Consider the following 15,615-nt stretch of genomic DNA (forward strand, 5'->3'; position numbering starts at 1 on the left):
GATATCTAAGAATATTCTTTGTTAGAACATATAATATAGGTAAAATGGGTGGCATTTAAGGCCACCCATTTTAATTTAATCACCCGATTGAGCCGGATTATCGCCAACGCTATTGTCGGCATTGGACGGCTCATCTTTTTTCAAAACACTGGAAGCCTTGTCGAATATCCAATCAGGATCCTTTGGCAATAAATCCCAAATTTTATTGCTCATAGAATCAAGCATGGGTTTGGTTTTTGCGTCTTTCAGCCAAGGCGCCTGATCTTCCGGCTTGATGAGCTGATTAACGAGCAACATGGCGATCACCATAATGAAAAGCCCACGAACAATGCCAAAAATAAATCCTACCGTGCGGTCGAGCGCACCGATTCGGCTATCTATAATGACATCGGCAATTTTCATCGTTATGATGGATACAATAATGAAAACAATAACGAAAATAATTGCCAGACTTGCAATGAGTGCAATGGTTTTATTGGAAAGATAAGCTTCTACAAAGGGCAGGAGGTTTTTGTATAGAAGCACAGCCGCGATAGCAGCAATGACCCATGATGCCAAGGATAAAACTTCACGTGAAAAACCACGCACCATCGCCAAAAAGGCGGAAAAGAGGATCACTACAATAACCAGGCCATCGAGGGCTGTCATGAACATCAGGCTTGTCCTTAAGTTCGCTTCAATCGGCAAAAGACAATAAAAGTGGCGTCGATTACATCTTCATTGCCAGTTTGGAAAACCAATATCAATATTTCCTGTATTTTAAAAGTGCCAAGCCAGCCATTTGTCCACAAACTCAATTCTGCGCTGGAGGCGTGCTGCGCTTTTTTCCGGAAGCAATTGCAGCCACAAGTTCGGGCAGGTCAGAGAAACTCCTTTGCCTGAAAGACGGCGATTTGATGTTCTCGGTTGTGCCGGACGGTTGAATTGCCCCTTTAAAACCGAGCTTGTCGGCTTCTTTCAGTCTTTGACCTGAATGCGAGACTGCGCGCAGAGCCCCCGACAAACTGACTTCACCGAAAAATACGTAATTTTGAGGCAGCACAATTCCTGCAAGAGAAGAAACCAGCGCCGCTGCGACCGCAAGATCAGCTGCGGGCTCTGAAATGCGGTATCCGCCGGCAACATTGAGATAAACATCGTGCTGCCCGAAACGTACGCCGCAATGGGCTTCAAGAACCGCAAGAATCATGGAAAGCCGGTTGCTATCCCATCCGACAACTGCCCGTCTTGGTGTCCCCAGCGAAGTTGGCGCAACGAGTGCCTGAATTTCAACAAGGATAGGCCTTGTCCCCTCCATGCCCGCAAAAACTGCCGCGCCCGGTGCATTGTTGTTCCGCTCGCCGAGAAATAACTCGGAAGGATTGTTAACCTCCCGCAAGCCATGGTCCGACATTTCAAAAACACCGATTTCATCTGTCGGACCAAAGCGGTTTTTCACGGTTCTCAAAATTCTGTATTGGTGTCCGCCTTCGCCTTCAAAATAAAGCACCGCGTCGACCATATGTTCGACAACGCGAGGGCCGGCAATTTGTCCATCTTTTGTGACATGACCAACAAGCACAACAGCAGCCCCCGTTTTCTTGGCAAAGCGTATCATCGCCTGTGCACCGGTTCTCACCTGTGTCACTGTTCCTGGAGACGAATCAACCGTTTCGGACCAAAGCGTTTGTATGGAATCGATAATGACCAAATCAGGCTTTTTGGCATTAGTGAGCGTTGCGAGAATATCTTCAACATTGGTTTCGGCAGCAAGCTCAACAGTTGTGTTGGCCGCACCCAAACGTTGTGCACGCAAGCGTATCTGCGCTACTGCTTCTTCACCGGAAACATAGATAACGTGAAAGCCTTGACGGGCAAGCGCTGCTGCTGCTTGTGTCAAAAGTGTCGATTTTCCAATGCCCGGATCACCACCGACAAGGAGCGCCGAGCCCCTGACAAAGCCACCCCCTGTAACACGATCAAGTTCGGCAATTCCCGATTTTACCCGTGGTGCGTCTTCAATAGCGCCCGAAAGCGATGTGAGTGCGACAACGCGTCCCTTACGGCTGCTTTTGGCAGGTCCTCCGCCAATTCCACCGCTGGTTCCCTCTTCGACAATGGTGTTCCATTCGCCACAGGCATCGCATTTTCCAGCCCATTGGGAATAGACTGTGCCGCAATTTTGACAGACAAACTGGGTGCGTGTTTTTGCCATTACGATCAGCCGAATTGATCCGGTAACTTGTCACTTTCAGCAAGATCGGAAAAGCGGGTATATTCGGCCTGAAACGCCAATCTTACAGTTCCTGTCGGTCCATGACGTTGTTTGGCCACAATCACCTCGGCCTTGCCAAAGACTTCTTCCATCTCGGCTTGCCATTTCAAATGCTCTTCACTACCAAGCTTCGGCTCTTTGTTTTTGATATAATATTCATCGCGATAAACAAACAACACGACATCGGCATCCTGTTCGATAGAACCGGATTCACGAAGATCGGAAAGTTGCGGGCGTTTGTCATCGCGTGCCTCAACCTGACGGGAAAGCTGCGACAAGGCAATGATGGGGATATTGAGCTCTTTGGCAAGCGACTTCAAACCGGTCGTAATTTCGGTTATTTCCTGCACGCGGTTTTCTGACGCGCGTTTCGAAACGCCGGTCATCAATTGAACATAGTCAATTACCAGAACATCAAGGCCATGCTGGCGTTTAAGCCGCCGCGCGCGGGCTGAAAGCTGCGCAATCGAAATGCCACCGGTCTGGTCGATATAAAGCGGCGCTTTTTGTAATCTCGTCATTGAATGGAGAAGCTTGGCGAACTGGTCTTCGGTAATATCACCGCGACGGATTTTTGACGAAGATACTTCTGCCTGCTCGGAAATAATACGTGTTGCCAATTGTTCCGACGACATTTCGAGCGAGAAGAAACCGACAATTCCACCTTCATTTTCTTCTGCCGGAAGGTTGTTTTCCTTCGCTTTGATATAGGCATTGGCAATATTGAAAGCGATATTGGTTGCAAGCGACGTTTTACCCATGCCCGGACGACCGGCAAGGATGATAAGGTCGGAACGTTGCAAGCCGCCCATTTGCTCGTCGAGTTTCTTGAGCTGTGTTGGAATGCCGGAAAGCCGAGAGGTACGTTTTTTGGCAGCTCCGGCCATATCGATGGCTTTTTTTACCGCATCATCGAAACTTTCAAAGCCACCGCCATATTTGCCGGTTTCGGCAAGTGTGAACAGTTTTTGTTCGACATTTTCGATTTGTTTCGAAGGGGTAAGATCAATCGGTGCATCATATGCGGTATTGACAATCTCGTTACCAAGATCAATCAAAGAGCGTCGTGTATAAAGGTCATAAATGGCACGGCCATAATCTTCTGCATTGATGATGGTGACAGCTTCCGTCGCCATCCGAACAACATAGGTATAAACGGTCATGTCACCGATTTTTTCATTGGCCGGAATAAACGGTTTGATTGTGACCGGATTGGCAAGCTTGCCATTTTTGATCATCTCGCTCAAAACAGCAAAAATCGTTTGATGCAATGGCTCGAAAAAATGTTCGGGCTTCAAAAAATCGGATACGCGGTCAAGCGCATCATTATTGATGAGAATTGCACCGAGAAGAGCTTGTTCCGCTTCGATATTATGCGGAATCTGCCTGAACGGGAGTGCCTCGTCACCATTGGTCTGCCCGATATTGAGAACTTTTGCTTCTGACATTAGTCTATTGCTGCTCGCCTGAATTTTATTGAATTGGAAAACCCCACCACTTTAACCCATTCAGGGTAGGGACTGCCACTTTTTTTTCCAGATAAATGCGCTTTTATGCGGTCGGATCAATTTTTTACAAAGGCTTTTGCTGTTGTGTCGATAGGATTATCCTATGTAGCGTAAATCCGGAAAGCGCATTTCGAACGCCGAAAACGCTTGATATATCCGGATATATAGCATTTTCCGATAGATCAGACCGGATTGTCCAATATCGGATTGCCCAATATTGAGCAAAACAGGGGAAACCGACTTTGCACAGGCTATTTCTTGTCTTTTTGAGAGGTCGTTGTCTTGCGGCGCGACTTGGGCGCTTGGGAAGTGGCACCATCACCTTTTTTTTCAACAGTTTTTGTCGCGGATTTTACATTGCCTTCGGATTTTTCAAGATTGGGGTCGGCATCAATTTTTTTGAGTCTGGCTTCTTCCTCGCCAATGTAATCACGTGTCAAGGGGACCGCATCCTGCTTGTGAGCGAGCTGGATCTGGAAAACCATCATGCCTTGCCAGCGGAAAGCGCTTTCTGATGCCGCAAGATAAAATTCCCACATCCGGCAAAAACGTTCGTCATAAAGTGCCTTGGCTTCGTCCCAATGTGCAAGAAAAGCTTCGCGCCAAGCTTTCAATGTTTCGGCATAATGCAAACGCAATATTTCTATATCGGTGATAATCAGACCGCTTTTTTCAATAACGGGAATGACTTCCGATAATGAGGGAATATAGCCACCGGGGAAAATATATTTGGCAATCCACGGATTGGTAGCACCCGGTTCACCGGAACGGCCAATCGAGTGGAGAACAAAACGTCCATCCGGCTTCAACAATCTTTTGACGTGGTCGAAATATTCTTTGTAATGGCCGATACCGACATGTTCGAACATACCCACCGAGACGATTTTATCAAAAGCATCATCAAGCTTGCGATAGTCGAGCAGCAAAAATTTGGCTTTATCTTGTAGTCCCATATCTTTGGCGCGCTGGTTGGCGATACCATGCTGTTCATGAGAAAGCGTGACACCTGTGACATTTGCACCAAGAACCCGTGCGAAATAAAGTCCCAATCCGCCCCAGCCGCAACCGATATCGAGAAGTTTCTCGTTTTCTTTTACCTGAAGCTTTGCCGCCAGATGGCGCTTTTTTGCAAGTTGTGCTTCGCCAAGGCTGACATTCGGATTTTCAAAGTAACCGCAGGAATACTGGCGATCGGGATCAAGAAACATCTCGTAAAGTTTGCCGGACAGATCATAATGGTGTTCGACGTTTTTTGCCGAACGACGTAACGTATTCATCTGTACGAATCGTTTTGTCGCCGTGCGAATGAAGGAAAATGCTTTCATCCACAATTGGTTTTCTGCGATCGGACCCGTGCTTTCGAAGATTGTCTCCAGCAACGAATAAATATCGCCTTTAATAAACTCGAACCCGCCATTCATGTAGGCTTCGCCCAGTTTCAAAGCAGGGTCGAGAGCAACTTCGCGTTCCCATTTTGCTGATGTAAAGCGTATTTGAATTGGCTTGCCCGTCTGGTCACCGAACTGGTATGTGACCCCTCGTGAATCGGTAATTGTCAAATTACCTTTCGTAATAATGTGGCTGGCAGCCGTCTTCAATAAAGCAAACATCTATCGAGTCCCATCTTTCAATCAATAATTTGGCCGACTTTTATGCACAAACAAGCGTCTATCAAAGTTCACGAAAATCTATTCCGTCCAACGTGGCGTTTATAGTGCCAATTTGTAAAAAAAACACCCGACCAGAAGATCGGGTGTGTTCATTTTTTTTTGACATGTCAAGGAACAACTGTTCCAAATTACTGGGGCAGTGCGTCGCACTTATAACAATTGTGTCCCGATAAGCTGGTAAATGCTTATTCGGCTTCTTTTTCCTCGGCCTTTTCCTCAGCCTTTTTCTCGGCTTCGTGTTCGGCACCTTCCTCGTCGAAAACTTCTTCCGAGAGCGGTTTTTCCTCAATGCCATAGATTGCTTCGATCGAAGTCAAATCTTCACCGGCAGCCTGACGTTCGGCTTCTTCGGCAGAACGGGCAATATTGACGGTCACATTAACCTGTACTTCAGGGTGAAGATTAACCGCAACATTATGAAGGCCGATTGTTTTGATCGGGTGATTAAGTTCAACCTGCGTGCGAATAATTGTGAAACCTTCCGAAGTGATAATATCGGCAATGTCACGGGTCGAAACAGAACCATAAAGCTGTCCGGTTTCACCGGCAGAGCGGATAACAACGAATGTCTTGCCGTCAAGCTTGTCGGCAACCTGTTGGGCTTCGCTCTTGCGTTCAAGATTGCGGGCTTCGAGCTGTGCTCTCTCGTTTTCGAATTTCTTTTTGTTGGCCTCGTTGGCACGCAAGGCTTTTCCCTGCGGGAAAAGGAAATTGCGGGCAAAGCCGTCTTTCACAGAGACAGTATCACCCATTTGGCCGAGACGGGCAATGCGTTCGAGTAGTATAACATCCATTTTGAATTCCTTTCAGCTGCATTTATTGTTTGGGTTGGCCGTGTTGACGGCTCACTTGAATGGTTGTCCAGATTCCCATCAGAAGAAGAATGAGCGATACCGGAACAGCGAATATGAAAGTGCAAAGGGCAATATAGACGAATCCCAATATAAAAATGCGTCCACTAATGCCGCGTGTCAGATTGTGTAAATAGGCAAGTCCGGTCATCGAAATTGCCAATGTAAAAGTCGTGTTGAAGACCAATGCACACAGATTGAGAAATGTCCCCAATTGGAAAAACGTGGCGCCAAAGGCGACAATAAAAATGATCAGTGCAGGCAATGGCAGACGAAATTTTTTCGGCCAGTCATCGCGCGGGCGGGCGAGCCGTTTCATGCGTTGTGCACCGACAAGCGCAAAATACAAATTTCCGGTTAGAAAGAGCACCCCGTAAGTGGCCAGACTACTCGATAACAATGGAACGATATTGTTTACCAGAAAGTCGTGGAAGGTGACGATGTCGGCCTCGCTTGCAGAATTGGTTTCACGCAAGGAATTTGTGACGAAACTTGCAATTTCACCGGCAATGATCGGCGTGGTCGGGTTATTGTATAAGATTGTGCCAATGAAAACACATATAATAGAGATAAAGCCGGTCAACAAAAATATGACTGACGAAAGCGGATACCATTTGATGGCATGACCATCCTCGTCCATTTCGGCAAGCCCTAATAGCCAGGATGCATAGACGGCGGGAAGGAAAAACAGCAATGTAAAGCCAAGCCCGATATAGAAATTTTGCGCAAATATCAGAACGATTGCTGCTGTAACAAGAGAAATGATGCTGGCAGCCGTGCCCCAACCAAAGGCCACGATGAAAATCGGTAGCGACATAAAGCAACCGAGTAACAATGCAAATGGCGGGAAAACCGTAAAAAAGCTCATAATAGCCGTTGCAAGGACAGCAGCAAACAGCCCGCCCAAAATACCTGCCGGAAATGTATACGATTTTTTTTGAAACATTGATTCGCTGTCCTGCCTTTGCAGTTAGGGGCTAAGATGACTGCTCCAACTCCGGTTTTATTTGAACCTGCACCGAAAGCAGGGGAAAAGCAGCCGGTCAAGCCGGCTGCCAAAATTACTTATTTCACAACATAAGGCAGAAGGCCAAGGAAACGGGCGCGCTTGATGGCTTTTGCCAATTCACGCTGTTTTTTCTGGCTCACTGCAGTAATGCGTGAAGGAACGATCTTGCCGCGCTCGGAAATATAGCGCTGAAGAAGTTTCACATCCTTATAGTCGATCTTTGGTGCGTTCGGACCTGAAAACGGGCAGGTCTTGCGACGGCGATGGAAAGGACGACGGGTTGGAATCTGACTAATATCAACCATTATTCATCTCCTTCATTATTGTCATCATCGCGTGAGCGACGCGAACGACGGGGACGCTCGTCATCTTTACCATAACGATCATCACGGTCACGGCGGGATAGCATAGCTGACTGGCCTTCCTCAAGCTCGTGAACGCGAATGGTCATATAACGGAGAATGTCTTCATTGATGCGCATCTGACGTTCAACTTCTGCAATGGCTGCAGCGGGAGCGTCAATATTCATCAAAGTGTAATAGGCTTTGCGATTCTTGCGAATACGATAGGTGAGGGTGCGTAATCCCCAATTTTCAATACGCCCGACTTTACCGCCATTGGCCTCGATAACGCCCTTGTAGAGTTCTACAAGCTGGTCAACCTGTTGCGGTGCAATATCCTGTCGGGCAAGGAACACATGTTCATAAAGAGCCATTGTTTTGCCTTTCTTCGGTTAATCTTTGTCGACTTCTAGCGCAGAGCCTCTGCGACTTGCCTTTTCGGTAAACCCGAAGAAGAAAGGACGCGTGTTTCGAGACATTCGAGAGCGGAGACACGGGAGGCTTGAAACATTAATGTTTCCTGTCGCTTGAAAACGCGACCCTCCGTTCAACCCCCGGCCAAATGCCGACAATGAACGGGCGGTTTCTACAGTCATTTTGTAAAAATAGCAAGAAGGAAGCGGTTGAAAACTGTTTTTTATTTGGAAGAATGATGATGTCGATATATGAGTGGCGAAATTGCAAACTGCCAAAATTCGGAGTTAGGCCAAAATGGCATTTCTGGAAAATATCGATATTCTCATTTTCAACTTTCTCGCTGCAACGCCTCAAACCCCGACAATTATGGCATATTTCGGGATAATTTGCGCAAAATTCCTGATTTATTTCATCCCCTTTCATTTGATAATATTGTGGTTTCTGGGAGGGCGCGGAGAACGCCAGACTGCGCTTGCAATTTCCTTCGCCGTCGTGATCGGTTTATTTTTTAGTTTCGTTATAGGACATTTGTGCTATCGACCCCGCCCATTTGTGGCCGGAATCGCGAAAGCTCTGATAGAACATAAAGAAAATGCCTCGTTTCCCAGTAATCACGCGCTAATTTTCACAATTTACGTAACCTCTCTTTATTTCTATCGCTATAAGCACGTCGCGCGATTTGGGCTTGTAATCGGATTATTGACGTGTTGGGCACGCATTTTTACAGCTGTGCATTATCCGTCGGATATTCTGGGCGGTGTAGTTCTTGGACTTGTTATCGCAATGTTTGTCATTCATATTGTTATGCCATTTGTTCCCAAATTTGTTTATCAGTTACCTTATTCACCAAAAGGAAGAGGAACGGATTTGGATGTCTAGTCAACCATGTCCGGCTTGACTTTTGTTGCTTTTATAGGCCAAGACCGGATAATATTTGTTTTTTTTTGAACCAAGGAGTGCACTCTAGTGGTTTATGCATTTACTTTCCCCGGTCAGGGGAGTCAGTCCGTTGGTATGGGGAAAGCGCTAGCGGAGCAGTTTGCCGAAGCACGGGCTGTATTTGAAGAGGTAGACGATGCATTGGGCGAGAAGCTGTCGTCTGTCATGTTCGAAGGACCTGAAGATGTGCTGACTTTGACAGCCAATGCACAACCGGCACTAATGGCGGTTTCCATGGCTGTTATCAAGGTGCTGGAAAAAAACGGCCTCGATTTGAAATCCAAAGTATCGTTCGTGGCGGGGCATTCTTTAGGGGAATATTCGGCGCTCTGCGCTGCCGGAACGTTCAGTCTTGCCGATACTGCGCGTCTCTTGAGAATTCGTGGAAACGCTATGCAGGCAGCTGTGGCTGTAGGCGAGGGCGCAATGGCAGCAATTATCGGTCTTGAAGAAGAAGTCGTTTCGGAAATTTGTAGTTCGGTTCTGGGCGAGGGGATTTGCGAAATTGCCAATGACAATGGTGGTGGTCAACTGGTTATTTCGGGAGCTACAAAAGCCGTTAATGCAGCGGTAAAGCTTGCAACCGAAAAAGGAGCAAAAAGAGCAATTCTTCTTTCGGTTTCTGCGCCGTTCCATTCAAGCTTGATGCAACCGGCTGCAGATGCGATGCATGATGCACTTCTTGACGTCAATAAATTGGCGCCGGTCGTTCCTGTTATTCCAAACGTTTCTGTAGAACCGGAAACAGATCCTGAAAAAATAATCGAGTTGTTGGTTCGTCAGGTAACAGGCCGTGTCAGGTGGCGTGAAACCATCGAATGGTTTGCGGCCCATCATGTCGATACGCTTTTTGAAATTGGTTCCGGTAAAGTGCTGACCGGGCTTGCAAGAAGAATAGACCGTAATCTGAATGGCATGACGGTCGGCACTGCGGAAGAAATAGAAAATGCGCTGAAAGCGCTAGGGGTATAATCAGGGAATTTGACAATGTTTGATTTTAAAGGGCGCAAAGCGCTTGTAACCGGAGCAACCGGCGGCATTGGAGAAGCAATTGCTCGTCAACTCCATGAACGTGGCGCTATTGTTGGACTTCATGGTACGCGTGAAGAAAAGCTTAAAAGTCTTGCTGAAGATCTGGGTGACAATTGTTTTGTTTTTCCCGCCAATCTGTCGGAACGTGAAGAGATCGCCAAATTGGCTGAAAAAGCCGAAAGCGAGATGGAAGGGATCGATATTCTGGTCAATAATGCCGGGATTACCCGTGACGGGCTTTTTGTGCGAATGAGTGACAAAGATTGGGATGATGTACTGGCGGTTAATCTGACCGCCGTATTTCTTCTCACACGCGCCCTAACGCATCCGATGATGCGCCGGCGCTATGGTCGTATTATTAATATTTCTTCTATTGTCGGCGTTATCGGCAATCCTGGGCAAACAAACTACTGTGCAACAAAAGCCGGAGTTATCGGATTCTCGAAATCCTTGGCGCAGGAAATTGCAAGTCGTAATGTAACTGTCAACTGTATTGCTCCAGGCTTCATTGAGTCGGCCATGACCGATAAGCTCAACGATAAACAGAAAGAGACAATTATGTCGGCTATTCCGATGAGAAGAATGGGGACAAGTAAAGATGTGGCGGCGGCGGCAATTTATCTTGCAAGCGATGAAGCTGCATTTGTTACCGGCCAGACATTACACGTAAACGGTGGTATGGCTATGATCTAATAGAGCTTTGCAACGAGACTCGCATGCATATTCGAAGAAAGCAGGCGAATATTGTCAAAGCGGAAACGCATTATTTTATGCCAAGTCTGTGATTTTTTTAATTTTGCTCGAGGAGAAACACAGGATTTTGGCATAAAATTAAAATAAAGACGCGAAATTCGTTAAAATATCTTTGCGTCTTGGCGCCGAGCATGGTAATTGGCGCCTTTAAGGCCGGTTCATAAAACCGGTTAATCCCTTGAGAGGGATATCCACAGGATGCATTTGAAAACCTAAAAATCATAGGTGTAAATGCATCTATTGCTTGATTAGATGAGCCCGTGCCGCTAACCAAGGCAGGGAAACAACAAAAGTCGAGGATCCGACATGAGTGATACAGCAGAACGCGTCAAGAAAATCGTCATCGAACATCTTGGTGTTGATGCAAATAAAGTAACCGAAAACGCAAGTTTCATTGACGATCTTGGTGCCGATAGTCTTGACACCGTAGAATTGGTCATGGCTTTTGAAGAAGAATTCGGTGTAGAAATTCCGGACGACGCTGCCGAAACCATTTTGACCGTTGGCGATGCAGTCAAGTTTATTGACAAGGCTTCGGCCTGATTTCTTTGGGAGACAGAAACGATATAAAGTTTTTGTCTCCATTGCTTTTTTACTCGTAGAGAACGGGTAATCCGGTTTGTTTGTAGAAGATTGGGAATTGGAAGTATGAGACGTGTCGTCATTACCGGTATGGGATTGGTTTCTCCACTGGCCGGCGACGTCGAGCATAGCTGGAAGCGGCTTCTCGAAGGTAAGAGCGGCGTTCGCCGTGTTACCGAATTTGATGTCGATGATCTTCCGTGTCAAATTGCCGGCCGTATCCCGTTGGGTGACGGCTCGGATGGCACGTTCAATGCCGATCTTCACATGGAACCCAAGGAACAACGTAAAGTTGATCCGTTTATCCTCTATGCAATGGGAGCGGCGGACGAGGCACTTGATGATGCAGGTTGGCATCCAACAAGTGATGAAGATCAGATTCGTACCGGCGTTATGATCGGTTCCGGTATTGGCGGTGTCGAAGGCATTGTCGAGGCCGGATATACGCTGCGTGATAAAGGGCCAAGGCGCATCTCGCCATTTTTTATTCCAGGCCGTCTTATCAATCTGGCATCCGGTTATGTTTCGATAAAACATCAGTTGCGTGGTCCGAACCACGCTGTGGTAACGGCCTGTTCTACCGGTTCTCATGCCATTGGTGATGCCTCACGGCTGATTGCTCTTGATGATGCCGATGTTATGCTCGCCGGCGGAACAGAATCGCCCGTCAATCGTATTTCGCTCGCGGGTTTTGCAGCGTGTAAGGCGCTTTCGACAGGCCGCAATAACGATCCCGAACATGCGTCACGCCCTTACGATATTGATCGTGACGGATTTGTAATGGGAGAAGGTTCTGCCATCGTCGTTCTGGAAGAACTCGAACACGCGAAAAAACGTGGGGCAAAAATCTACGCGGAAGTAATCGGCTATGGTTTGTCTGGCGATGCCCATCATATTACTGCGCCATCCGAAAGCGGTGAAGGGGCTGAACGTTGTATGCGGGCAGCTATAAAACGTGCCGGCATTGACCCTTCCGAAATTGACTATATCAATGCGCATGGTACGTCTACAATGGCCGACACAATCGAACTCGCTGCTGTTGAACGTGTCATGGGAGCACATGCATCCGAAGTTTCGATGTCCTCGACCAAGTCGTCAATAGGCCATCTTTTGGGTGCAGCTGGTGCTGCGGAAGCTATTTTCAGTGTTCTAGCTATTCGCGATAACATAGCACCTGCTACGATCAATCTCGATCATCCATCTGTCGAGACCAAAATCGATCTCGTGCCGCACAAACCGCGGGAACGCAAGATAGATACTATTCTATCGAATTCGTTCGGTTTCGGTGGAACCAATGCGTCATTGATCATGCGCCGGTTTTCAAAATAATAAATGTTGATGTAAATCTACACGATTTGGCACGCCTTGAAATTTCGCCGCAATCTTGAGATAAGTGGAAATGACAAGCCTTTTATAGCAAACAGGATGTGCGTTTATGTCTGACGAAGAAAAGAAGATGACATCCGATTCTAGTAAAATTTCGTCATCCGGGTCAGAACAACAACCATCGCAATCTGAAGAGGCAAAAACACCTTCGGCGAAAGATCATTCCTTGATCGTTGAGGATTCGCCACAAGACGAGACCAATTCGGGCCAATCTCCGCTGGATCAATCGAAACCCGAAAACTCGCCCGCGCAATCAAAAACAGAAGCGACAGAAAGCCCACAATCATCCGAGCAAATATCGGGGAGCCAATCACCTCTTCCTGAAAAAGATCAATCTTCCCCACTTGACGCTGTCCACGAAAAAAATAACGGGGCAGCTTTATCTACGCCAAGTGGCAACGATGGAGAGGGAATAAGTAGCGGTGACAATGATTCTCGGCAAAATGACGAAAAAAAAGTAAAGGCCAAACCAAGCCGTTCCAAAGTTGCGCGTAATCCGCTCATTATACTTGGTAATTTCTTTCTGATGCTGGTTATCGTCATTATTCTGGCGGTCACAATACCGGTTTATGTCGGGAAAAATATGTTTATAGCGGTTGGTCCGCTAACCGAAGACCATGTGGTTCTTATTAATCAAGGCGCGGGAATCAGGGAAATTGCTTCGATACTTGAAAAACAGGGTCTGATAAGGTCAGCCGACATTTTTGTTTACGGAGTAAATTATCAAGGTAAAGCGCGGCTCCTGAAAGCGGGTGAATATGCTATTCCTGCCCATGCTTCTATGAAGACGATCATGGATATATTGGTCAACGGAAAATCAATCGAGCATTCATTCACCGTTCCTGAAGGGTTGACTGTTGCGCAGGTTTTTGACCGTCTCGCAGCCAATGATATTCTGGTAGGCGAGTTGCCAAAAACTTTCCCTCCCGAGGGTAGTCTAATGGCCGATACCGTCAATTTTACCCGTGGTACGACTCGTGAACAAATAATAAAGCGGTTACGGGACGGCCAACAAAAGCTCATCGCCGATATATGGGCGAAACGTGCACCCGATTTACCGCTCAAGAACATCAATGAATTTGTGACACTTGCCTCGATTGTCGAGAAAGAAACCGGCATTGCATCTGAACGACCGCAAGTCGCTGCGGTGTTTTTTAACAGACTTGCAAAAAATATGCGATTGCAATCCGACCCGACGGTTATTTATGGGCTGTTTGGCGGAAAAGGAAAACCATCCGATCGACCGATTTACCAGTCCGATCTCGATAAAGAAACGCCATATAATACGTACAAGATTAACGGTCTTCCCCCCACACCGATTGCCAATCCGGGGCGTGATGCTCTGGAAGCAGTCGCGAATCCACCAAAAACGGACGCACTTTATTTTGTCGCAGACGGTACGGGCGGGCATGTGTTTTCGAACACGCTGGAAGAACACAATGCAAATGTACGCAAATGGCGTGCGTTGCAAAAGAACGAATAAGATAAAGATAAGAGTTAGACAAATAATATATTGAGATATATTACTATAATTATATTTTGTTAAAACATCAATAAAATTATAACTTTTTTAAAATCATATGTATTTAATATTTTTGTAGAAAAAGATAATAAAATTTTATTTAATTAAAAATATATATTAATTTATTCATTTTAAATATAAATAATATTTGAGAATTATTTTAATTTTAAAAATATTTTTCCATGAAATTCGAATAATATTTTGAAATTCGTTGAAACATTAAATTTACGTCCTGAAACTGTATTGTCCAAGGTATCTAATGTATAGGTACGGTCGATTGTTTTAATTTTAGAATATTTTTTAAAAATACATTTTGAACTTAACTAATTAATTATTGCGTAAATGCGATATGATTATTATGTGACAAGCATTGATCGCATCCGTCTAAAGGTTGCTTGTAATAAATGTAACCAGGAGCACCCAATTTAGCAAATCAATAAGGTCGAATTCCGGCCATTTTGTATGTTTGGAATTGATTGTCGATACCCCATATTTTCAACATTTCCGGTTCTTCCTTATACAGAAAATTGGTGATTGAAGGCAGCATTTCCGTAAATCTGGTTCACCTTTAGAATTTTCCGAAACATCAGCAATGAGTGATGTGATCTGATTTGCTTGAATCGGGTCGCGGCAATTTATACCATAGGCCAAGGCACATGCTGTCATGTGAGGTTCTCGCTCGAGTTCTTCGGTTTGTTAGTCGTGACAAATTGGATATTTTTATAGGTTAGATCTTTTTGTCGAGATGTGTTCGGTGTTGCTTCACACCTATTTCAAGACAATTTAGCATGATCCATTTTCATTACCTGCTTTTATTCGTCGTCTAACCCTCCGGCGAATTTGATTGAATGCCTAAACATTGGATTAAGCGTCCACAAACAACGCAGTCAAACATGTCTTATTTAAAAGCCAGAGTCTCAGTTGGTTTTGGAAATGGTGCTTTCATGCGATGTTTATGAACAGAATGGTCGCATGGAAAGGTCTAATTCATTTTCCTTTTTCCTGATTGTCAAAAAATAGAGTGAAATGAGCTGGAAATATAATGACGAAGAGCAACCGGAAACGGGTGAATTATGATCTTCATTCTTTCTTAAAGCGAAAATAAGTCTTGTATGACATGGTTTAGAAGCAATTCTTCCCCGGCAATAAATGCATGATATTAATTGCCCGGAAATATTGCTGTCATACTGAAATAGGTTGGGATTTTTGGAAAATTCATGAAAAATTCGTTCGTCTGGAAACGGCATAAGACAAGTGACGGTTGAATGCAGCTATCCGGATTAAAATAACTTGACGTTTTAAATCTATTCATAATATTCTATTAGACGGAAAAAATTTTTCATTAGATGAA

At 45.6% G+C, this 15,615-nt stretch carries 14 protein-coding genes; 6 read left to right on the forward strand and 8 right to left on the reverse strand.

Going from position 1 to position 15,615, the window contains the following annotated elements; all coding sequences use genetic code 11:
* Positions 1 to 75: 75 nt before the first annotated feature.
* The 8 genes from BBC0178_RS04230 to rpsF all read right to left on the reverse strand — a co-directional run bounded on the left by BBC0178_RS04230 (position 76) and on the right by rpsF (position 8,007).
* Complete coding sequence (locus BBC0178_RS04230) at positions 76 to 654, reverse strand: CvpA family protein (protein WP_078039325.1); 579 nt, start codon at positions 652 to 654, stop codon at positions 76 to 78.
* 139 nt (positions 655 to 793) lie between these two features.
* Complete coding sequence (radA, locus tag BBC0178_RS04235; protein WP_078039326.1) at positions 794 to 2,194, reverse strand: DNA repair protein RadA; 1,401 nt, start codon at positions 2,192 to 2,194, stop codon at positions 794 to 796.
* Between the two features lie 5 nt (positions 2,195 to 2,199).
* Positions 2,200 to 3,702: a replicative DNA helicase gene (locus BBC0178_RS04240; RefSeq protein WP_078039327.1), complete on the reverse strand. Its 1,503-nt coding sequence runs from the start codon at positions 3,700 to 3,702 to the stop codon at positions 2,200 to 2,202.
* Positions 3,703 to 4,013: 311 nt separating this feature from the next.
* On the reverse strand, positions 4,014 to 5,372 hold the full coding sequence (locus BBC0178_RS04245) for an SAM-dependent methyltransferase (protein ID WP_188317770.1): 1,359 nt from the start codon (positions 5,370 to 5,372) through the stop codon (positions 4,014 to 4,016).
* A 245-nt stretch (positions 5,373 to 5,617) separates the two neighbouring features.
* On the reverse strand, positions 5,618 to 6,226 hold the full coding sequence (gene rplI / locus BBC0178_RS04250) for a 50S ribosomal protein L9 (protein WP_078039328.1): 609 nt from the start codon (positions 6,224 to 6,226) through the stop codon (positions 5,618 to 5,620).
* A 22-nt stretch (positions 6,227 to 6,248) separates the two neighbouring features.
* Complete coding sequence (locus BBC0178_RS04255) at positions 6,249 to 7,229, reverse strand: hypothetical protein (protein WP_078039329.1); 981 nt, start codon at positions 7,227 to 7,229, stop codon at positions 6,249 to 6,251.
* 119 nt (positions 7,230 to 7,348) lie between these two features.
* Positions 7,349 to 7,597 carry a 30S ribosomal protein S18 gene (gene rpsR, locus BBC0178_RS04260; protein WP_075870048.1) on the reverse strand — a complete coding sequence of 83 codons (249 nt, stop codon included), beginning with the start codon at positions 7,595 to 7,597 and terminating at the stop codon, positions 7,349 to 7,351.
* Positions 7,597 to 8,007 carry a 30S ribosomal protein S6 gene (gene rpsF, locus BBC0178_RS04265; RefSeq protein ID WP_077970990.1) on the reverse strand — a complete coding sequence of 137 codons (411 nt, stop codon included), beginning with the start codon at positions 8,005 to 8,007 and terminating at the stop codon, positions 7,597 to 7,599. The genes rpsR and rpsF overlap by 1 nt, the downstream gene beginning before the upstream one ends.
* A 337-nt stretch (positions 8,008 to 8,344) precedes the next feature.
* Between rpsF and BBC0178_RS04270 the strand changes: the two genes are divergently transcribed.
* The 6 genes from BBC0178_RS04270 (at position 8,345) to mltG (ending at position 14,225) form a co-directional block, all read left to right on the forward strand.
* Positions 8,345 to 8,929: an undecaprenyl-diphosphatase gene (locus tag BBC0178_RS04270; protein ID WP_078039330.1), complete on the forward strand. Its 585-nt coding sequence runs from the start codon at positions 8,345 to 8,347 to the stop codon at positions 8,927 to 8,929.
* Positions 8,930 to 9,016: 87 nt separating this feature from the next.
* Positions 9,017 to 9,961, forward strand: a complete 945-nt coding sequence (gene fabD / locus BBC0178_RS04275) for an ACP S-malonyltransferase (protein WP_077971008.1) — start codon at positions 9,017 to 9,019, stop codon at positions 9,959 to 9,961.
* A gap of 15 nt (positions 9,962 to 9,976) precedes the next feature.
* Positions 9,977 to 10,714, forward strand: a complete 738-nt coding sequence (gene fabG, locus BBC0178_RS04280; RefSeq protein WP_077971010.1) for a 3-oxoacyl-[acyl-carrier-protein] reductase — start codon at positions 9,977 to 9,979, stop codon at positions 10,712 to 10,714.
* Positions 10,715 to 11,080: 366 nt separating this feature from the next.
* Positions 11,081 to 11,317, forward strand: a complete 237-nt coding sequence (locus BBC0178_RS04285; protein WP_075870044.1) for an acyl carrier protein — start codon at positions 11,081 to 11,083, stop codon at positions 11,315 to 11,317.
* 105 nt (positions 11,318 to 11,422) lie between these two features.
* Positions 11,423 to 12,685 carry a beta-ketoacyl-ACP synthase II gene (gene fabF / locus BBC0178_RS04290; protein ID WP_078039331.1) on the forward strand — a complete coding sequence of 421 codons (1,263 nt, stop codon included), beginning with the start codon at positions 11,423 to 11,425 and terminating at the stop codon, positions 12,683 to 12,685.
* A gap of 559 nt (positions 12,686 to 13,244) precedes the next feature.
* A complete protein-coding gene (gene mltG / locus BBC0178_RS04295) occupies positions 13,245 to 14,225 on the forward strand; it encodes an endolytic transglycosylase MltG (RefSeq protein WP_225868361.1) in 981 nt (326 codons plus the stop codon).
* Positions 14,226 to 15,615 lie beyond the last annotated feature (1,390 nt).

Origin of the sequence: Ditibartonella apihabitans, from assembly GCF_002007485.1 — a bacterium.
GTDB lineage: Bacteria > Pseudomonadota > Alphaproteobacteria > Rhizobiales > Rhizobiaceae > Bartonella > Bartonella apihabitans.